The 19,642-nt window shown below is 51.1% G+C and carries 18 protein-coding genes; 2 read left to right on the plus strand and 16 right to left on the minus strand.

The window, feature by feature from the left end; translation table 11 throughout:
* Window positions 1–104: 104 nt before the first annotated feature.
* The 14 genes from glmU to asnC all read right to left on the minus strand — a co-directional run bounded on the left by glmU (window position 105) and on the right by asnC (window position 13,313).
* Entirely contained in the window at window positions 105–1,475 is a 1,371-nt protein-coding gene (glmU, locus tag D9742_RS01650) for a bifunctional UDP-N-acetylglucosamine diphosphorylase/glucosamine-1-phosphate N-acetyltransferase GlmU (RefSeq protein ID WP_130235776.1), read from the minus strand.
* Between the two features lie 387 nt (window positions 1,476–1,862).
* Window positions 1,863–2,282, minus strand: coding sequence for a F0F1 ATP synthase subunit epsilon (locus tag D9742_RS01655; RefSeq protein WP_001251965.1), 420 nt, complete (start codon window positions 2,280–2,282; stop codon window positions 1,863–1,865).
* A 20-nt stretch (window positions 2,283–2,302) separates the two neighbouring features.
* Window positions 2,303–3,685, minus strand: coding sequence for a F0F1 ATP synthase subunit beta (gene atpD, locus D9742_RS01660; RefSeq protein WP_000190506.1), 1,383 nt, complete (start codon window positions 3,683–3,685; stop codon window positions 2,303–2,305).
* Between the two features lie 26 nt (window positions 3,686–3,711).
* Window positions 3,712–4,575, minus strand: coding sequence for a F0F1 ATP synthase subunit gamma (atpG, locus tag D9742_RS01665; protein ID WP_130235777.1), 864 nt, complete (start codon window positions 4,573–4,575; stop codon window positions 3,712–3,714).
* Window positions 4,576–4,625: 50 nt separating this feature from the next.
* Entirely contained in the window at window positions 4,626–6,167 is a 1,542-nt protein-coding gene (atpA, locus tag D9742_RS01670; RefSeq protein ID WP_001176745.1) for a F0F1 ATP synthase subunit alpha, read from the minus strand.
* 12 nt (window positions 6,168–6,179) lie between these two features.
* Window positions 6,180–6,713, minus strand: a complete 534-nt coding sequence (gene atpH, locus D9742_RS01675) for a F0F1 ATP synthase subunit delta (RefSeq protein WP_001288587.1) — start codon at window positions 6,711–6,713, stop codon at window positions 6,180–6,182.
* A gap of 14 nt (window positions 6,714–6,727) precedes the next feature.
* Window positions 6,728–7,198, minus strand: a complete 471-nt coding sequence (gene atpF, locus D9742_RS01680; RefSeq protein WP_001052219.1) for a F0F1 ATP synthase subunit B — start codon at window positions 7,196–7,198, stop codon at window positions 6,728–6,730.
* Window positions 7,199–7,259: 61 nt separating this feature from the next.
* Window positions 7,260–7,499, minus strand: a complete 240-nt coding sequence (gene atpE, locus D9742_RS01685; RefSeq protein ID WP_000429386.1) for a F0F1 ATP synthase subunit C — start codon at window positions 7,497–7,499, stop codon at window positions 7,260–7,262.
* Window positions 7,500–7,545: 46 nt separating this feature from the next.
* Window positions 7,546–8,361, minus strand: coding sequence for a F0F1 ATP synthase subunit A (atpB, locus tag D9742_RS01690; RefSeq protein WP_130235778.1), 816 nt, complete (start codon window positions 8,359–8,361; stop codon window positions 7,546–7,548).
* An 8-nt stretch (window positions 8,362–8,369) separates the two neighbouring features.
* Window positions 8,370–8,750, minus strand: a complete 381-nt coding sequence (gene atpI / locus D9742_RS01695; RefSeq protein WP_130235791.1) for a F0F1 ATP synthase subunit I — start codon at window positions 8,748–8,750, stop codon at window positions 8,370–8,372.
* A gap of 616 nt (window positions 8,751–9,366) precedes the next feature.
* A complete protein-coding gene (gene rsmG / locus D9742_RS01700) occupies window positions 9,367–9,990 on the minus strand; it encodes a 16S rRNA (guanine(527)-N(7))-methyltransferase RsmG (protein ID WP_033804388.1) in 624 nt (207 codons plus the stop codon).
* Window positions 9,991–10,053: 63 nt separating this feature from the next.
* Window positions 10,054–11,943: a tRNA uridine-5-carboxymethylaminomethyl(34) synthesis enzyme MnmG gene (gene mnmG / locus D9742_RS01705; RefSeq protein ID WP_105285010.1), complete on the minus strand. Its 1,890-nt coding sequence runs from the start codon at window positions 11,941–11,943 to the stop codon at window positions 10,054–10,056.
* Between the two features lie 378 nt (window positions 11,944–12,321).
* Entirely contained in the window at window positions 12,322–12,765 is a 444-nt protein-coding gene (gene mioC, locus D9742_RS01715; RefSeq protein ID WP_000763742.1) for an FMN-binding protein MioC, read from the minus strand.
* A gap of 89 nt (window positions 12,766–12,854) precedes the next feature.
* Window positions 12,855–13,313, minus strand: coding sequence for a transcriptional regulator AsnC (asnC, locus tag D9742_RS01720; RefSeq protein WP_053292303.1), 459 nt, complete (start codon window positions 13,311–13,313; stop codon window positions 12,855–12,857).
* Between the two features lie 151 nt (window positions 13,314–13,464).
* Here asnC and asnA point away from each other — a divergent pair, with 151 nt between their 5' ends.
* Window positions 13,465–14,457: an aspartate--ammonia ligase gene (gene asnA, locus D9742_RS01725; RefSeq protein WP_130235779.1), complete on the plus strand. Its 993-nt coding sequence runs from the start codon at window positions 13,465–13,467 to the stop codon at window positions 14,455–14,457.
* A gap of 4 nt (window positions 14,458–14,461) precedes the next feature.
* Here the strand turns inward: asnA and viaA are convergent, their stop codons facing one another.
* Window positions 14,462–15,913 (minus strand): ATPase RavA stimulator ViaA, encoded by a 1,452-nt coding sequence (viaA, locus tag D9742_RS01730; RefSeq protein ID WP_130235780.1) that lies wholly within the window; start codon window positions 15,911–15,913, stop codon window positions 14,462–14,464.
* Window positions 15,907–17,403 carry an ATPase RavA gene (ravA, locus tag D9742_RS01735; protein WP_130235781.1) on the minus strand — a complete coding sequence of 499 codons (1,497 nt, stop codon included), beginning with the start codon at window positions 17,401–17,403 and terminating at the stop codon, window positions 15,907–15,909. Before ravA ends, viaA begins: the two co-directional genes overlap by 7 nt.
* A gap of 222 nt (window positions 17,404–17,625) precedes the next feature.
* On the opposite strand from ravA, the gene kup reads away from it, so the two are divergent.
* Window positions 17,626–19,494, plus strand: a complete 1,869-nt coding sequence (gene kup / locus D9742_RS01740) for a low affinity potassium transporter Kup (RefSeq protein ID WP_000102319.1) — start codon at window positions 17,626–17,628, stop codon at window positions 19,492–19,494.
* Window positions 19,495–19,642 lie beyond the last annotated feature (148 nt).

The raw sequence follows: 19,642 nt of genomic DNA on the forward strand, positions 1-19,642 counted from the left end.
GCCCCGAGCCTTGTAGAGAGTGGGGTTATTTTTATAGTTACTGCTTGTGGGAGGGAGATTATGTTATCTCCTCATCCCAGGAGGCCGGATTTACCCAGCCAGAATTACTTTTTCTTTACCGGACGATGCCAGCCTTCTTTTTGAGTCTGCGGCACACGGCTGATCGCCAGGGCGTTTTCGCCGACATTACGCGTCACAGTTGTACCCGCAGCAATGGTCGCGCCTTTGCCTACTGTTACCGGGGCCACCAGCTGAGTGTCGGAACCGACAAAGACATCATCGCCGATAATGGTCTTAAATTTATTCGCACCATCATAGTTGCAGGTAATGGTTCCCGCACCGATGTTAACGTTATCGCCGATTTCTGCATCGCCCAGGTAAGTCAGATGGCCAGCTTTCGAGCCTTTACCCAGACGCGTTTTTTTCATCTCAACGAAGTTACCGACGTGTGCGCCTTCCAGCAACTCAGCTCCGGGGCGCAGGCGGGCAAACGGACCGATGGTACAGGCTGCTGCCAGATTAGCATCTTCCACCACGGTATACGGGCTTATTTCGCAATCATCGCCAATCACGCTATTTTTAATCACGCAACCGGTGCCGATTTTCACGCGATTACCGAGAGTCACGTTGCCCTCGATGATAACGTTAGTATCAATTTCAACATCGCGCCCATGAGTTAGCGTACCGCGCAGATCAAAACGGGCCGGATCGCGCAACATAACGCCGGCTAACAACAGTTTTTCGGCCTGTTCGGACTGGTAAACGCGCTCCAGACGAGAGAGTTGCAGGCGGTTATTCACGCCTTCAACTTCGCTTAAACGTTGTGGATGAACAGCAACGATTTCACGTCCTTCCTGATACGCCAGCGCAATAATGTCGGTGATGTAGTATTCGCCCTGAGCATTATTGTTGGTCAGCTTCGCCAGCCAGCGTTTCATATCTGCGCCGTTAGCGATCAGAATGCCGGTGTTGATTTCCTGAATCTGACGCTGCTCATCGGTGGCATCTTTATGCTCAACAATGCCAGTAACTTTGCCGTTTTCGCGGGTGATACGACCATAACCGGTTGGGTCATCCAGTTTCACCGTCAGCAGACCAATGCCACCCTGCGGTTTAGCATCACGCAGGCGCTGAAGTGTTTCGACAGAGATCAGCGGCACGTCGCCGTAGAGCATTAAAATGTCTTCATCATCGGCAAAGAAAGGTGCGGCCTGCTGCATTGCATGACCCGTACCCAGCTGTTCTGCCTGAAGCACCCAGTTCAGGTTGTCATCTTTCAGCGCCTGTTTAAGCAGATCGCCACCGTGACCGTACACCAGGTGAACGTGCGCTGCACCTAATTCATTCGCAGCATCAATGACATGCTGAACCATCGCTTTCCCGGCAAGGGTATGCAGCACTTTCGGAAGATCGGAATACATGCGCGTGCCTTTGCCTGCGGCAAGGATCACTACGCTCATAGCATTATTCAACATACGCGTCCTGACTGTAATTTTAGAACGAATTTAAACTGCTTCACCTTGAAAAAACTACATTTTTTTCATCGTGAAATGGACAGAGGATAAATTGTTCAATAACGGATTATCCCCGCTAGCAAAAGAGCCATTTTCGACCATCGTCACGCCTTTTGTCTTCATAAAAGTAAGACACCACCTTTATTTAAGCGTCAGGCTGATGTTTTTGCTCTTATTTCGATCAATGAATAAACAGGAAAACCAGCTAAGGATTTTGCGGATTTATAAAAATGAGTTTAATTGCGGGATATAAAAATGCGCAGGATATAGCAGAACCAATCTCGCTGCGGCGCGCGAAAAAAAAGCCAGCCTGTTTCCAGACTGGCTTTTGTGCTTTTCAAGCCGGTGTTACATCGCTTTTTTGGTCAACTCGATAACGCGCAGCTGCGCGATCGCTTTGGCCAGTTCCGCAGACGCCTGAGCGTAATCTACGTCGCCGTGAGAGCTGCTAATGTGCTCTTCAGCCTTACGTTTCGCTTCCATGGCTCGCGCTTCGTCGAGATCCTGGCCGCGAATTGCGGTGTCGGCCAGAACGGTCACGTTGCCAGGCTGCACTTCAAGAATGCCGCCAGACAGATAGATAAACTCTTCGTGACCGTGCTGTTTCACGATGCGAATCATACCAGGCTTAATGGCGGTGAGCAGCGGCGCGTGGCCTGGGTAAATTCCCAGTTCACCTTCGCTACCCGTTACCTGGATTTTCTCGACCAGACCAGAGAACATTTGTTGCTCTGCGCTGACGACGTCCAGGTGGTAAGTCATTGCCATATCACCCTCCGATTAAGGCGTTAAAGTTTTTTGGCTTTTTCCACAGCTTCTTCGATGGAACCGACCATGTAGAACGCCTGCTCCGGCAGGTGATCGTATTCGCCTTCCATGATGCCTTTAAAGCCACGGATGGTGTCTTTCAGGGAGACGTATTTACCCGGAGAACCGGTGAATACTTCTGCCACGAAGAACGGCTGGGACAGGAAGCGCTGGATCTTACGAGCACGCGCTACCACCAGTTTGTCTTCTTCAGACAGTTCATCCATACCCAGGATGGCGATGATGTCTTTCAGTTCCTGATAACGTTGCAGGATGGACTGAACGCCACGCGCGGTGTCGTAGTGTTCCTGACCAACCACCAGCGGGTCCAGCTGACGGCTGGTGGAGTCCAGCGGGTCAACGGCCGGGTAGATACCCAGAGACGCGATCTGACGGCTCAGTACCACGGTTGCGTCTAAGTGCGCAAAGGTGGTTGCCGGAGACGGGTCAGTCAAGTCATCCGCAGGTACGTATACTGCCTGTACGGAGGTGATAGAACCGGTTTTGGTGGAGGTGATACGTTCCTGCAGAACGCCCATCTCTTCCGCCAGAGTCGGCTGATAACCTACCGCTGAAGGCATACGGCCCAGCAGTGCGGATACTTCCGTACCGGCCAGGGTGTAACGATAGATGTTGTCAACGAACAGCAGTACGTCACGACCTTCGTCACGGAATTTCTCAGCCATGGTCAGACCGGTCAGAGCAACGCGCAGACGGTTTCCCGGCGGCTCGTTCATCTGGCCATACACCAGGGATACTTTATCGATAACGTTAGAGTCGGTCATTTCGTGGTAGAAGTCGTTACCCTCACGAGTACGTTCACCTACGCCCGCAAACACAGAGTAACCGGAGTGCTCGATCGCGATGTTACGAATAAGCTCCATCATGTTTACGGTTTTACCTACGCCCGCACCACCGAACAGACCAACTTTACCGCCCTTAGCGAACGGACACATCAGGTCGATAACTTTGATACCGGTTTCCAGCAGTTCCTGAGAGTTTGACAGCTCTTCGTAGGAAGGTGCTGCGCGGTGAATCGCCCAACGCTCTTCTTCACCGATCTCGCCTTTCATGTCGACCGGTTCACCCAGTACGTTCATGATACGGCCCAGAGTCGCTTTACCTACCGGGACTTCGATCGGGTGTTCGAGGTCTTTTACATCCAGACCGCGACGCAGACCGTCGGAGGAACCCATTGCGATGGTACGCACGATACCGCCGCCGAGCTGCTGCTGAACTTCCAGCACCAGACGCTCATTACCATTTTGCACCTCAAGAGCATCGTACACGCGCGGTACGGCATCCTGAGGGAATTCGACGTCAACTACGGCGCCGATTACCTGGACAATCTTTCCAGTAGCCATCTTAAATCCTCTACGAAATAACCTGTTTAAACCGCGGCGGCCCCCGAGACGATCTCGGTGAGTTCCTGAGTAATGCTGGCCTGACGAGCTTTGTTGTATACCAACTGCAGCTCTTTAATCAGGCTGCCGCCATTGTCGGTCGCGGCTTTCATCGCCACCATACGGGCGGCCTGCTCGCTGGCCAGGTTTTCAACCACGCCCTGATAAACCTGAGATTCGACATAACGACGCAGCAGGGTATCCAGCAACGCCTTCGGATCAGGTTCGTACAGGTAATCCCAGGATTTATGTTTCAGATCATCATCATCTGATGCCGGTAACGGCAGCAGCTGGCTGATGGTCGGAACCTGAGACATGGTGTTAATAAATTTGTTGCTGACAATGTAAAGCTTGTCCAGACGGCCTTCGTCATAGGCCTGCAACATCACTTTTACCGGACCGATCAGTTCGGACAGGGAAGGGTTATCCCCCATGCCGGTGACCTGGGCAACAACATTGCCGCCCACGGAGCTGAAGAACGACACACCTTTCGAGCCGATCATTGCGAGGTCGCATTGAACGCCTTTGTCGGTCCAGGTCTTCATTTCCGCCAGCAGTTTTTTGAACAGGTTAATGTTCAAACCACCGCACAAACCACGGTCGGTCGACACCACCAGGTAGCCCACGCGTTTAACGTCGCGGTCTTCCAGGTAAGGGTGCTTATATTCCAGATTACCGTGTGCAAGGTGACCAATCACTTTGCGCATGGTTTCTGCATAAGGACGGCTGGCCGCCATGCGATCCTGCGATTTACGCATTTTGGAAGCGGCGACCATCTCCATCGCTTTAGTGATCTTTTGCGTGTTCTGGACGCTTGCGATCTTACTACGTATCTCTTTTGCGCCGGCCATGAGCTTCTCCTCAATGCCTTGCGGCCTGCCCTAAGGCAAGCCGCCAGACGTTACCAGGATTGGGTTGCTTTGAAGGAATCGAGGATGCCTTTCAGCTTGCCTTCGATTTCGTCGTTGTAGCCACCGGTCTGGTTGATCTCTTGCATCAACGGAGCGTGATCACGGTCGACGTAAGCCAGCAGAGCGGCTTCGAAGCTGCCGATTTTCGACAGTTCAACATCCGCCAGGTAACCACGTTCTGCTGCGAACAGAACCAGAGACTGTTGCGCTACGGACATCGGCGCATACTGTTTCTGTTTCAGCAGTTCGGTCACTTTCTGACCGTGGTCAAGCTGCTTACGTGTTGCATCGTCAAGGTCGGATGCAAACTGAGAGAACGCTGCCAGTTCACGATACTGTGCCAGAGCGGTACGGATACCACCGGACAGTTTTTTCATGATCTTGGTCTGTGCTGCACCACCAACACGGGATACGGAAATACCCGGGTTAACCGCAGGACGAATACCGGCGTTGAACAGGTTGGTTTCCAGGAAGATCTGACCATCGGTAATGGAGATTACGTTGGTCGGAACGAACGCAGAAACGTCACCCGCCTGAGTTTCGATAATCGGCAGCGCGGTCAGAGAACCGGTTTTCCCTTTCACTTCACCTTTGGTGAAAGCTTCAACGTATTCGGCGTTAACACGCGCAGCACGCTCCAGCAGACGAGAGTGGAGGTAGAATACGTCGCCCGGGAATGCTTCACGTCCTGGCGGACGACGGAGCAGCAGGGAGATCTGACGGTAAGCAACAGCCTGTTTAGACAGGTCATCGTAAATGATCAGCGCATCTTCACCGCGGTCACGGAAGTATTCGCCCATTGCGCAACCAGCATATGGTGCCAGGTATTGCAGTGCAGCGGATTCAGACGCGGTTGCTACCACAACGATGGTGTTAGCCAGTGCGCCGTGCTCTTCCAGTTTACGTACCACGTTAGAAATGGTGGACGCTTTCTGGCCGATAGCGACATAGATACATTTGATACCGGAATCGCGCTGGTTGATGATGGCATCGATTGCCAGTGCGGTTTTACCGGTCTGACGGTCACCGATGATCAATTCACGCTGACCACGACCGATTGGGATCATGGAGTCAACGGCTTTATAACCGGTCTGTACCGGCTGATCTACGGACTGACGTTCGATAACGCCCGGAGCGATTGCTTCTACAGCAGAGAAGCCGTCGTGATCCAGCGGACCTTTACCATCGATTGGTGCACCCAGAGTGTTAACCACACGGCCCAGCAGGCCACGGCCAACCGGAACTTCCAGGATACGGCCAGTACACTTAACTTTCATGCCTTCGGCAAGGTCAGCGTACGGACCCATAACAACCGCACCTACAGAGTCGCGCTCGAGGTTCAGTGCGATAGCGTAACGGTTACCCGGCAGGGAGATCATTTCACCCTGCATACAATCGGCCAGGCCGTGGATGCGGATAACACCGTCACTTACAGAAACAATAGTACCTTCGTTGTGAGCTTCACTCACAACATTGAACTGAGCAATGCGCTGCTTGATCAGTTCGCTGATTTCGGTGGAATTCAGTTGCATGCTCCAGTCCCCTTAAGACTGCAAGACGTCTGCAAGGCGCTCAAGACGACCGCGTACGCTGCCATCAATGACCATATCACCCGCTCGGATGATAACGCCTGCCATTACAGACTTATCGATTTTGCAATTCAGCTTAACTTTGCGTGACAGACGTTTTTCCATCGCAGCAGAAATTTTCGCGAGCTGTTGTTCACTCAGTGCGGCAGCGGAAATGACGTCTACCTCAGCGGTAGCCTCACTCACGGCACGCAGGTGAATAAACTGCTCCAGAACATCCGGGAGCGCGTTAAGACGACCATTTTCAGCCATAACCCGAATCAGGTTCTGACCGTTTTCGTCCAGTTGCTCACCACAAACTGCGATAAACGACTCGGCGAGCGTTTCTGGCGCCAGTGCGCCAGAGAGAAGCTCTGCCATCTGTTCGTTTTTGGTTACCTCGGCGGCAAACGCCAGCATGTCCTGCCAGCGTTCTACACTTTGGTGTTCGACGGCAAAGTCAAAAGCTGCTTTGGCGTAGGGGCGAGCTACCGTAATAAATTCAGACATCAGCCCCTCCCTCCTTACAGTTCAGCGACAAGTTTATCCACGATGTCGCTGTTAGCAGCTTCATCCACGGAACGTTCGATGATCTTCTCGGCGCCAGCAACAGCCAGGATAGCAACTTGCTTACGCAGCTCTTCACGGGCACGTTTACGCTCGGCTTCAATTTCCGCCTGCGCCTGGGCCACGATTTTAGTACGTTCCTGTTCTGCCTCAGCTTTCGCTTCGTCCAGAATCTGCGAGCGGCGTTTGTTCGCCTGCTCGATGATTACCTGGGCTTCCGCTTTCGCTTTTTTCAGCTGGTCGGTCGCGCTGGCCTTTGCAAGGTCAAGGTCCTTATGTGCTCGTTCTGCGGAAGCAAGACCGTCAGCAATTTCTTTTTGACGTTTTTCGATGGCAGCCATTAATGGCGGCCATACGTACTTCATGCAGAACAGAACGAACAGGACAAACGCGATGGCCTGGCCGAGGATTGTTGCGTTAAGATTCACAGCACAATGCCTCTATTTAGTTAACGTTCTGATATTGCTCTTTAAATAAAAGCAACGCTTACTACGCGACAGCGAACATCACGTACAGACCCAGACCTACAGCGATCATCGGGATAGCATCCACCAGACCCATAACGATAAAGAACTGAGTACGCAGCAGAGGAATCAGATCAGGTTGACGCGCTGCGCCTTCCAGGAATTTACCCCCGAGGATGCCGATACCGATCGCAGCACCGATTGCCGCCAGACCCATCATCACAGCGGCAGCCATGTACAGCAGATCCATATTCAGGTTTTCCATGACAGTCTCCAGTTTGTTTCAGTTAAAACGTAGTAGTGTTGGTAAATTAATGTTCTTCAGACGCCATCGACAGATAGACGATCGTCAGAACCATGAAGATGAAGGCTTGCAGCGTAATGATCAGGATGTGGAAAATGGCCCACGGCACATTCAGGATCCACTGTGACCACCACGGCAACAGACCAGCAATCAGAATGAAAATCAGCTCACCAGCGTACATGTTACCGAACAGTCGCAAACCGAGTGAAACTGGTTTGGACAGCAGGCTTACCCCTTCAAGGATTAAGTTGACAGGGATGAACGCCCAGTGATTGAACGGCTGCAGCGTCAACTCTTTCGTGAAGCCGCCGACGCCTTTCATTTTGATGCTGTAGAACAGAATCAGGATAAATACGCCCAGTGCCATAGACAGCGTTACATTCACGTCCGCAGACGGAACCACACGCAGTGCTGGCAGACCCAGTACATGCTCAGCAATGTACGGCAGCAGATCGATAGGCAGTAAATCCATCAGGTTCATCAGGAACACCCAGACGAAAATCGTCAGGGCTAGCGGAGCAATCAGCTTGCTTTTGCCATGGTACATGTCTTTCACGCTACCATTAACAAAGCCGATTATCAGCTCAATCGCGGTCTGAAACTTACCTGGCACGCCGCTGGTTGCCTTTTTGGCTACGCTGCGGAATAAAACCAGGAACAACAGACCCAGCACCACCGAGAAGAACATGGAGTCAATGTTAATTGTCCAGAAGGTGGCTGGGGGGTTATGCGGATCCACCAGCGAGAATGTACGCAGGTCCAGCTGAAGGTTATTCAGGTGGTGTCCTATGTAATCCTGCGGCGTCATATTTTCTGAAGCCATGATGCCTTTTACCCTTTGTTGTTAATTACAGCCGGCGCCAGTATCTGAACCACCAGCACCAAAACCCACGTAACGATCAGCGGCAAGAATACCGCCTTTAAAACCGCCAACGCCACCACCAGTAACACCAACATCGCCAGAACTTTGAAAGCTTCGCCGAAAGCGAACGTCCAGGCCACCCGGCCTTTCGCTGGTGTATGCGCCTGGTGACGCCAGGCAAATATCATAAACAAAACGTTAGGCAGAAAGACTGCCAGGCCTCCACTTAACGCAGAGACGCCCCAGAAGGGGTCTTTGAGGCTGAACAGCAATCCACTTGCTATCGCCGCCAGTAACTGAACGAGCAGAAGCTTCCGAGCAACGTTTCGACTCAAGAGCGACACAGACATCACGTTTTTCACTCCTGCTCCCTTCGAGGTATGCCGCGTGTCGTATAAAACTTTCTTTAAGGCTTAGAGTCAAGCATCAAAAAGCGGTCAAATTATACGGTGCGCCCCCGTGATTTCAAACAATAAGTAGCCAAAAGGTGAATAAATGTTTAAATATTTTCCCAGTGCATACAATTGCGACTTTTCTGCTAACCGTGGTGGATCATGAAAAACTGTAAATAACGCGTAAACACTAGAGGTAAAGCGTGCTTCAGATCACATATCGAGCATGTTCACCCGTAGCATATTTATTTACTTGGCAAATGATGCCATTGCAAGCTTCTGATATTTCAGTCTAAAAACAGATACTGTTTTCATAAATAGCATTTACACAACAAAAACCAACCATTGACATTCTTAATAAAATTTTAACAGCCAATTATGGTTCTTAGCGCCAATTTTTAGCAGGCTGATATTTTCACTAATGACCCATTTTCTGCTTACCAAAAAAAGCCACGTTACTTCATTGATACAAAAGAGTGAACGTGGCGTTAGATGTAACCAGTTATATCAGTAAAAAACCTGGTTGTTGTTAACAGTCGAACCGGTCAATTTTTTATGATTTTTTTGATAAAAATTAAATTTTATTTGCTTTAATCACCACCAGATGACGTTCGCCATCCAGGGCTGGAACCTGAAGTTTAACCACTGATTCGACCTGATATTCTTCGGGCAACAAAGCGATTTCATCTTCCGGCATTTGCCCTTTCAGTGCGTAGAAACGGCCTTGCTCACCAGGCAGATGGTGGCACCAGCTCACCATATCGTTCAAAGACGCAAAAGCGCGGCTAATTACGCCATCAAATGGCGGCTCTGACGGAAACTCTTCTACCCTGCTCTGTACCGGTTCAATGTTTTCCAGTTTCAGTTCATGTTGCACCTGACGAAGGAAACGCACACGTTTACCGAGGCTATCCAGCAGCGTGAAATGGGCTTCAGGACGCACGATGGAAAGCGGTATGCCAGGCAGCCCCGGTCCGGTTCCCACGTCTATAAAACGCTCACCTTGCAGATATGGTGCAACGACAATGCTGTCGAGAATATGGCGTACCAGCATCTCGTTAGGATCGCGGACCGAGGTCAGGTTGTACGCCTTATTCCATTTATGCAGCATATTTACGTAGGCGATAAGCTGATTTTTCTGGTGATCGGTAAGCGAAATTCCTGCGTCTTTCAGCAGTGAAGAGAGTTTGTTGAGCACGGTGATTACCTGTTCTTGATGCGTTGCCCGGTAAGCGGGTGCTTACCAGGCATTTTTAATGCGTTATGCGCTACGACGCAGCATACCCTGTTTTTTCAGCCACACCAGCAGAATGGAAATAGCCGCAGGCGTGACGCCAGAAATACGCGAAGCCTGGCCGATAGAGGCCGGTTTGTGATCGTTTAGTTTGGCGATCACTTCGTTAGAAAGACCGGATACCTGGCGGTAATCCAACGTCGCTGGTAGCAGGGTGTTCTCGTTACGCAGCTGCTTTTCGATCTCATCTTGCTGGCGCGCGATATAACCTTCGTATTTAACCTGAATCTCAACCTGTTCCGCCGCCTGTTCGTCTGTCAACGCAGGGGCAAACGGCGTCAGCGTGGTTAATTTTTCATAAGTCATTTCCGGACGACGCAGCAGATCTTCACCACTGGCTTCACGGGAAAGCGGCGCAGTCAGGTGAGCATTCACTTCGGCTGCAGCTTCCGCCGAAGGCGTTACCCAGGTTGACTTCAGACGCTGACGTTCACGCTCGATATTCTCAAGCTTCTCGTTAAAGCGCGCCCAGCGTTCGTCATCCACCAGGCCCAGTTCACGACCGATTTCGGTCAGACGGAGATCCGCGTTATCTTCGCGCAGCATCAAACGATATTCTGCGCGGGAGGTAAACATACGGTACGGTTCTTTGGTACCCAGCGTGCAGAGGTCATCCACCAGCACGCCAAGATATGCCTGGGAACGCGCAGGTGCCCAGCCTTCTTTGTCTGCGGACAAACGGGCAGCGTTAAGACCGGCCAGCAAACCTTGCGCAGCGGCTTCTTCGTAACCGGTAGTGCCGTTAATCTGCCCGGCAAAGAACAGACCCTGGATAAACTTGCTCTCCAGCGTCGGTTTCAGGTCGCGCGGATCGAAGAAGTCATACTCAATGGCATAACCCGGACGGACGATCTTCGCGTTTTCCATCCCCTGCATGGAGCGGACAATTTGCATCTGCACATCGAACGGCAGGCTGGTGGAGATACCGTTCGGATAAATTTCGTTTGACGTCAGCCCTTCCGGTTCAAGGAAGATCTGATGCTGATTTCTGTCGGCGAAGCGCATGACTTTGTCTTCGATCGACGGGCAGTAGCGTGGGCCAACACCTTCGATCACCCCTGCGTACATTGGGCTGCGATCAAGGTTACTGCGGATCACGTCATGGGTTTTCTCATTGGTATGGGTGATATAACACGGCACCTGCTGGGGATGCTGGGCCGCATTGCCCATGAATGAGAACACCGGCATTGGGTTATCGCCATGCTGTTGCGCCAGCACGCTGAAGTCGATAGTGCGTGCATCAATACGCGGCGGCGTTCCGGTTTTCAGACGACCAACGCGCAATGGAAGCTCACGCAAACGGCGTGAGAGCGGAATGGACGGCGGATCGCCAGCACGACCACCGCTGTAGTTATCCAGACCGATATGAATTTTACCGTCAAGGAAAGTCCCAACAGTGAGCACGACCGCTTTAGCACGGAACTTAAGACCCATCTGGGTGACAGCGCCGACTACGCGATCGTTTTCGACAATAAGATCCTCAACCGCCTGCTGGAAGATCATCAGATTCGGTTGGTTCTCGAGCGCCGTGCGTACTGCCTGACGATAGAGCACGCGATCCGCCTGAGCTCGGGTGGCGCGAACCGCCGGCCCTTTGCTGGCGTTTAGTATCCTAAACTGGATACCAGCCTGATCGATCGCTTTCGCCATCAGACCGCCGAGTGCATCCACTTCTTTTACCAGATGTCCCTTCCCAATACCGCCGATCGCTGGGTTGCAGCTCATCTGCCCCAGAGTGTCGATATTGTGTGTCAAAAGCAGAGTCTGTTGACCCATACGCGCCGCGGCCATCGCGGCCTCGGTGCCTGCATGACCCCCGCCAATGATGATGACGTCAAAAGGATCCGGATAAAACATGGTGATTGCCTCGCATAACGCGGTATGAAAATGGATTGAAGCCCGGGCCGTGGATTCTACTCAACTTTGTCGGCTTGAGAAAGACCCGGGATCCTGGGTATTAAAAAGAAGATCTATTTATTTAGAGATCTGTTCTATTGTGATCTCTTATTAGGATCGCACTGCCCTGTGGATAACAAGGATCCGGCTTTTAAGATCAACAACCTGGAAAGGATCATTAACTGTGAATGATCGGTGATCCTGGACAGTATAAGCTGGGATCAGAATGAGGGGTTATACACAACTCAAAAACTGAACAACAGTTGTTCTTTGGATAACTACCGGTTGATCCAAGCTTCCTACCAGAGTTATCCACAGTAGATCGCACGATCTGTATACTTATTTGAGTAAATTAATCCACGATCCCAGCCATTCTTCTGCCGGATCTTCAGGAATGTCGTGATCAAGTATGTTGATCTTCAGTGTTTCGCCTGTCTGTTTTGCACCGGAATTTTTGAGTTCTGCCTCGAGTTTATCGATAGCCCCACAAAAGGTGTCGTATTCACGACTGCCAATACCAATTGCGCCAAAGCGTACCGCAGAAAGATCGGGCTTTTGCTCCTGCAATGCTTCATAGAAAGGAGAAAGGTTGTCCGGAATGTCTCCGGCACCGTGGGTTGAGCTGATAACCAGCCAGATCCCAGAGGCAGATAAATCTTCTAACAGCGGACCGTGCAGCGTTTCGGTGGTAAAACCCGCCTCTTCCAGCTTTTCAGCCAGGTGTTCTGCTACATATTCGGCACCGCCGAGGGTGCTGCCGCTGATAAGAGTGATATCTGCCATAAACCGCCACCTTTATTAAGAGTGGCGTATTGTACGCTGTGAACGCGTTGGGATCTACCTGTGGAAAAGTATGGGATTAAAAAAGCCGCTCATGGCTTGATGGTACGCATGATCGGGTTCTGCAGGACGATCAATGTCTCAGTGGACTGAATTTCATCAATTGTTTGGATCTTGTTGATAAGTACATGCTGGAGGGCGTCGATCGAGCGGCACATCACTTTGATAAAGATGCTGTAGTGGCCAGTTGTGTAATAGGCTTCGGTGACTTCGTCGAGACTTTCCAGCTTCGCCAGCGCGGAAGGATAGTCTTTTGCGCTCTTCAGGATAATGCCGATAAAACAGCCTACGTCATAACCGAGCTGCTTCGGGCTAACATCAATACGCGCCCCGGTAATGATCCCCGCCTGCTTCATTTTCTCTACACGAACGTGAATTGTCCCCGGGCTTACGCCAAATTGTTTCGCCAGTTCGGCGTAAGCGGTGCGTGCATTGCTCATTAGCGCTTCCAGGATGCCGCGGTCCAGATTGTCGATCAGATAATTTTCCATAGGATTTTCTTATGTGAATTGATGATTAATTCTATTTTAGCTTTCTTTTTTAATGAATCAAAAGTGAGTAAGGCTTTTTATTGAATGAATATTGCATACGTGCCGGTTTCTGTTGCTTAATCATATTCAACAGGACGCAGGAGTATAAAAAATGAAAACCGCTTACATTGCCAAACAACGTCAAATTAGCTTCGTGAAATCTCACTTTTCTCGTCAACTGGAAGAACGCTTAGGGCTTATCGAAGTCCAGGCGCCTATTCTTAGCCGTGTGGGGGATGGCACGCAGGATAACTTGTCGGGCTGTGAAAAAGCGGTACAGGTAAAAGTGAAAGCTCTGCCTGATGCCCAGTTCGAAGTGGTTCATTCACTGGCGAAGTGGAAACGTCAGACATTAGGGCAACACGACTTCAGCGTGGGCGAAGGGCTGTACACGCACATGAAAGCCCTTCGCCCCGATGAAGACCGTCTTTCCCCGCTGCACTCGGTCTATGTTGACCAGTGGGACTGGGAACGCGTAATGGGCGACGGTGAGCGTCAATTCTCCACTTTGAAAAGCACAGTAGAGGCGATCTGGGCGGGAATTAAAGCAACCGAAGCTGCTGTTAGCGAAGAGTTTGGTCTGGCACCGTTCCTGCCGGATCAGATCCACTTCGTACACAGCCAGGAATTACTGTCTCGTTATCCGGATCTCGACGCCAAAGGGCGTGAGCGGGCGATTGCGAAAGATCTTGGCGCGGTATTCCTTGTCGGGATTGGCGGCAAGCTGAGCGATGGTCATCGTCACGACGTACGCGCACCGGATTATGATGACTGGAGCACTCCGTCAGAGCTGGGACATGCAGGGCTGAACGGCGATATTCTGGTGTGGAACCCGGTACTGGAAGATGCGTTTGAGCTTTCTTCCATGGGGATCCGCGTGGATGCCAACACGCTGAAGCATCAACTGGCGCTGACCGGGGATGAAGATCGTCTGCAGCTGGAATGGCATCAGGCGCTGCTGCGTGGTGAAATGCCGCAAACCATTGGCGGCGGTATCGGCCAGTCTCGTTTGACCATGCTGCTGCTGCAACTGCCACATATTGGTCAGGTTCAGTGTGGTGTATGGCCAGCTGCTGTTCGCGAGAGCGTCCCTTCTCTGCTGTAATAATTTATCGCCGCCAGCGTCTGAGCAGGCGGCTTCGCATCCCGGTATCAAAGCGCCAGATATGATCGAAAATGCGCATGATGCCGGGTTTGCCATGTGCTGACATCGCCACGGCATGAAAGCGATGGTGATGTACCCGCTGCAACTCTTTCACTTTACTCGTCACGTCGTCAGGCAACCGCTGGGCGATAAAATCAGAAATCACCACCGCATCGGCGTCAAACCATTCCCGACTTTGCAATCGCTCCATAATAGCGCGAAAACAACTGGCAAGATCGGTGCCGCCACGAAACTGCTGACTTAAAAAGCGGATCGCTTGTTCAATACCTTGTGGGCCTGAAAGCTCGTAACGAACGATCTCGGTGGAAAATAACATAATATAGCAGCGTCGATTTTCAGCGAGGGCTATGCGCATCAATGCCAGGCAGAACGCTTTCGCACACTGTTCATTAAAACCACCCATTGAGCCGGAAGTATCCACGCAGACAATAAACGGCCCGCGCGGCTGTTCGTCGTAATCTTTATGTACCACCGGGCGTTCGATCACTTTTTCACGCCATGATTCACCGTGCAGGCGATAGGTGAGCAACTGTTTTTCCACCAGCCGACGATAAAATTCATATTCCAGTTCAGTGATACCCAGTGTCGCCAGTTCCGGCGGAAGAAGGCGTAAAATATCATCGCTTTGTTGCAGGCCATCAACCTGCTCAGGAACGGTCGCCGGTTCGCGCACCATGGTGCGGAAGGTTTCCATCTGCGCATCGTTGCGCGGTATTGATTTGGCCTCCCGCGAACGTCCCAGCTGTTCCGCCAGACGCTTCAGTTCCGGCTGTTCGTTAAGAAATTCACCGTATTTCACAATCAACTGATAGTCGCCGCGTTTAAGCTGACCGGCGCTCATATCCCATAGACGACCGGCCGCGGTGTTGTTATCCGCCAGAACTGGTTCGAGCTGTCCGCTTAATGTCATGCGTTCCTGAACTTCGCTCAACAGTTGTTCGCGTTCTTCTTCTAATAACTGTTGATTTAACGTCGTTGCTTGCACGATCAGACTTAAACGCCAACGCTGGAGAAAAAGTGTGTGTAACGCTGAAGTGATCGTGCTGTTAGCATCAACCAACTGTCGGGCTTGTTCTGCCCATGGAGAATTCAGACGATGCAGTAAGTCCAGGATCTGTGGTAGCTGCACAATAAACTGCGGCGTGGAGAGGAGCTGGCTTTGCTGATAGCACATCACCTCTTCGGTGAGTTCCGGCGGGACTCGCGCATCTTTCAGCCGACTGCGCAGCACCTCACGCCAGCGAGGAACATCATCAGTGATTGCCACCTTGAGGCGCGGAAATTTTTCAAAGAAGACCGCCAGCTGCGGTGAGGCCAACAGCGCGATGATCATCTCTTCGATCAATCCCTCTTCGCTGACGGCCAGCATCACATTAAGCGTATCCAGAGTTAGCATTGTTGCGCCTGGCGAATCTGGGCGCCGACATCCTGTAGGCTGGCTTCAATGCGACCTAACCAGTCGCCAGGGATAAACAGACATTTTTGCTGTTCGCTAAATAAAACGTGTTGCTTGCGCCAGTCGCTTTCAAGCTCTTCCAGTTGTTGTTTTATTTCCCCTGGCAGACCTTCAGCCGATGAACCGGGAAGTGCCAGCGTACTGCCTTGTAAACTTACATCGCGAACGACAAGATGTTGGGCGCTATCAACTTCCAGATTCAGTTTCTGGGCAAAACCGATACCGTTCAGTTTGCCGCGAATTTCACCGCCTTTGTTCAACCACTGTTCCAGCGCGCTGCGCTCAAAGGAAATATGAACCACTTCCATGTCGTGCAGTTTTAATGGTTTTTGCAGCAGTAGAGTCAGCGTGGACGCGGTTAAGTCGGCTGGAAGTTGATACTGCTGACGACGGTTGAAAATACCGCCCAGACGAATTACCGTTAAGGCTGTTTTATCGCTTTGTTGCTGCTGGAGTTGCAGGCGACGCTGCACAATCGCGCCCAGACGCGTCAACATACTTTGCTGTTGCCATGCGTGACCGGTCATCAATACGTCAATCTGTTGTTGAATCAAATTCAGGCTTTGCGCGTCATACCACAGGCAATCTTTCAGCAAGATAAGATCAACCGGGGCAACAGCACTGCGACCACTAAAAAAGGCGCTGGCTTGTAATAAACGGATCGCTTTTTTCCAGCGACGATCGGAGACGTATGGCGCATCCGGTAATTTATCCAGTTGCTGACGTAGCGTAAAAATCAGCTCAAATACATGATCGGGCTGCGTAATTTCACCAATCTCTTTCTGCCAGCGTTCATATTCTTCATCTGTGACCTGCAAGGCGGCAGGAACCGGATTGTTATTTTCATCTTGTTGACTGGTTAGCATGGAGCGGAAATTCGCTTTATCCTGCACTTTATCTAACCACAGTCGAATCAGCATGCGGTCATATAATGCTTCCAGGCTGCTGTCTGCTTCTGGCAATTCGTTGGAGGCCGCCACCAGCAAGCGCATCGGGATTTTTTCTACGTGTGCGCCGTTGCGGAACTGGCGTTCGTTAATGGCGGTGAGCAGGGTATTAAGAATTGCCGGGCCCGCTTTCCAGATCTCATCCAGAAAGACGATTTCCGCTTCTGGCAGGTAACCGCTGGTTAAGCGTTCATAGCGTCCCTCATCTTTTAACGCCTGAATGGAAAGGGGGCCAAAAACTTCTTCCGGGGTGGAGAAGCGGGTCATCAGATATTCAAAATCGCGCGCATTCTGGAAGGCAAATTTTAAGCGCCGGGCGATCAAACTTTTAGCAATACCTGGCGGGCCAAGCAGGAACACGCTTTCACCACTTAATGCCGCTAACAAACAAAGGCGGATGGCGTGGCTACGTTCATAAAGCCCCTTTTCCAGCGCGCTGCTCAGGCGGGAAATTCTTTCCGCTAATAAATGAGGGTGAGCCATAATGAAGTGGCGTCCTTTCGTCAAAAGTTCTGCGTAAATTGCGAGTATAGACGTTTCTTGCTGGTGGCAAAAATAGTCTCAAAGAAGGGATATTTTTCTTTGAGCCAGGTTAATGTGGCCGCATTTAGGAGTACGATTTTGCCGTTAATCGTGCATACTGAGCGCTTTTTTGTGGGCCAAGGGACTACGCACACATTTCATATTTCAACGAAAGACTAGTCTATGAGCACTGATAATAAGCAATCGTTGCCCGCGATTACCCTCGCGGCGATTGGAGTTGTCTACGGCGATATTGGTACCAGCCCGTTATATACACTTCGTGAATGTTTGTCCGGCCAGTTTGGTTTTGGCGTTGAACGCGATGCCGTGTTTGGCTTTTTATCGCTGATTTTCTGGCTGTTAATCTTTGTGGTTTCCATCAAATATCTTACCTTCGTGATGCGCGCGGATAACGCCGGAGAAGGGGGGATTCTGACGTTGATGTCGCTTGCCGGGCGTAATACGTCGGCTCGAACGACCTCAATGTTAGTGATTATGGGGCTAATCGGCGGCAGCTTTTTCTATGGTGAAGTCGTCATAACACCCGCCATTTCGGTGATGTCTGCCATCGAAGGTCTGGAAATCGTCGCCCCGCAACTGGATACCTGGATAGTTCCCCTCTCAATCATCGTTCTCACGTTACTGTTTATGATTCAAAAACATGGCACGGCAATGGTCGGTAAACTGTTTGCGCCGATCATGCTGACCTGGTTTTTGATTCTGGCAGGACTAGGGTTACGTAGCATTATTGCTAACCCGGAAGTGCTGCATGCGCTGAATCCGATGTGGGCGGTGCATTTCTTCCTTGAATATAAAACCGTTTCTTTTATTGCATTAGGGGCGGTGGTGCTGTCGATTACTGGTGTCGAGGCGCTGTATGCCGATATGGGGCACTTTGGTAAGTTCCCGATTCGTCTGGCGTGGTTCACCGTCGTATTGCCTTCCTTAACCCTTAATTACTTCGGCCAGGGAGCGCTGTTGTTAAAGAACCCGGAAGCAATTAAGAACCCATTCTTTCTGTTAGCACCGGACTGGGCGCTGATCCCGCTGCTGATCATCGCCGCACTGGCGACGGTAATAGCTTCGCAGGCGGTTATCTCTGGCGTCTTCTCGTTGACGCGTCAGGCGGTACGTCTGGGATATCTGTCGCCGATGCGCATCATTCACACTTCAGAAATGGAGTCAGGGCAAATCTACATACCGTTTGTGAACTGGATGCTCTATGTCGCAGTTGTGATTGTGATTGTTAGCTTTGAGCATTCCAGTAACCTGGCTGCGGCGTATGGGATTGCGGTGACCGGAACGATGGTACTGACGTCTATTCTTTCGACTACCGTGGCGCGTCAGAACTGGCACTGGAATAAGTATTTTGTTGCGCTGATCCTGATTGCTTTCCTTTGTGTCGATATTCCGCTATTCACCGCTAACCTCGATAAACTGCTCTCCGGCGGCTGGTTGCCATTGAGCCTCGGTACGGTGATGTTTATCGTGATGACCACCTGGAAAAGCGAGCGTTTCCGCCTGCTGCGGCGGATGCACGAACATGGTAATTCTCTGGAAGCGATGATTGCTTCGCTGGAGAAATCACCGCCCGTTCGTGTTCCCGGAACCGCGGTGTATATGTCGCGTGCAATCAATGTCATTCCCTTTGCTCTGATGCATAACCTGAAACATAACAAGGTATTGCATGAGCGGGTGATTCTGTTAACTCTGCGTACCGAAGACGCGCCATATGTCCATAACGTTCGTCGGGTACAGATTGAACAACTGTCGCCCACTTTCTGGCGCGTGGTGGCAAGTTACGGCTGGCGGGAAACGCCAAACGTGGAAGAAGTTTTCCACCGCTGTGGCCTGGAAGGGTTAAGTTGTCGGATGATGGAAACCTCCTTCTTTATGTCCCATGAGTCGCTGATCCTCGGTAAACGCCCGTGGTACTTACGTTTGCGTGGCAAACTGTACTTGCTGTTGCAGCGTAATGCACTGCGCGCACCGGATCAGTTTGAAATCCCACCAAACCGGGTTATTGAACTGGGTACTCAGGTCGAAATCTAACGCCAGACGCCTCCTTTCTCCATAAAGGGGGCGTTTTTGTTTTTCATGCTTAATCACGATGTAAAACGTTTCGATGTTGATCACATTTCAGTAACGTTGCGATGGTTTTCTCTGCTCTGTCAGGATTAAACTGCTGGTCAGCGAAACG

This window comes from Escherichia sp. E1V33 (assembly GCF_004211955.1).
Taxonomy (GTDB): Bacteria; Pseudomonadota; Gammaproteobacteria; order Enterobacterales; family Enterobacteriaceae; genus Escherichia.

Bases quoted from the DNA above. Each gene is read 5' to 3' on its own strand.
- atpD (WP_000190506.1), bottom strand. From the start codon at position 3,685: ATGGCTACTGGAAAGATTGTCCAGGTAATCGGCGCCGTAGTTGACGTC.
- mnmG (WP_105285010.1), bottom strand. From the start codon at position 11,943: ATGTTTTATCCGGATCCTTTTGACGTCATCATCATTGGCGGGGGTCAT.
- atpG (WP_130235777.1), bottom strand. From the start codon at position 4,575: ATGGCCGGCGCAAAAGAGATACGTAGTAAGATCGCAAGCGTCCAGAAC.
- asnC (WP_053292303.1), bottom strand. From the start codon at position 13,313: ATGGAAAATTATCTGATCGACAATCTGGACCGCGGCATCCTGGAAGCG.
- glmU (WP_130235776.1), bottom strand. From the start codon at position 1,475: ATGTTGAATAATGCTATGAGCGTAGTGATCCTTGCCGCAGGCAAAGGC.
- asnA (WP_130235779.1), top strand. From the start codon at position 13,465: ATGAAAACCGCTTACATTGCCAAACAACGTCAAATTAGCTTCGTGAAA.
- atpH (WP_001288587.1), bottom strand. From the start codon at position 6,713: ATGTCTGAATTTATTACGGTAGCTCGCCCCTACGCCAAAGCAGCTTTT.
- ravA (WP_130235781.1), bottom strand. From the start codon at position 17,403: ATGGCTCACCCTCATTTATTAGCGGAAAGAATTTCCCGCCTGAGCAGC.
- atpB (WP_130235778.1), bottom strand. From the start codon at position 8,361: ATGGCTTCAGAAAATATGACGCCGCAGGATTACATAGGACACCACCTG.
- mioC (WP_000763742.1), bottom strand. From the start codon at position 12,765: ATGGCAGATATCACTCTTATCAGCGGCAGCACCCTCGGCGGTGCCGAA.
- viaA (WP_130235780.1), bottom strand. From the start codon at position 15,913: ATGCTAACTCTGGATACGCTTAATGTGATGCTGGCCGTCAGCGAAGAG.
- kup (WP_000102319.1), top strand. From the start codon at position 17,626: ATGAGCACTGATAATAAGCAATCGTTGCCCGCGATTACCCTCGCGGCG.
- D9742_RS01655 (WP_001251965.1), bottom strand. From the start codon at position 2,282: ATGGCAATGACTTACCACCTGGACGTCGTCAGCGCAGAGCAACAAATG.
- atpE (WP_000429386.1), bottom strand. From the start codon at position 7,499: ATGGAAAACCTGAATATGGATCTGCTGTACATGGCTGCCGCTGTGATG.
- atpA (WP_001176745.1), bottom strand. From the start codon at position 6,167: ATGCAACTGAATTCCACCGAAATCAGCGAACTGATCAAGCAGCGCATT.
- atpI (WP_130235791.1), bottom strand. From the start codon at position 8,750: ATGTCTGTGTCGCTCTTGAGTCGAAACGTTGCTCGGAAGCTTCTGCTC.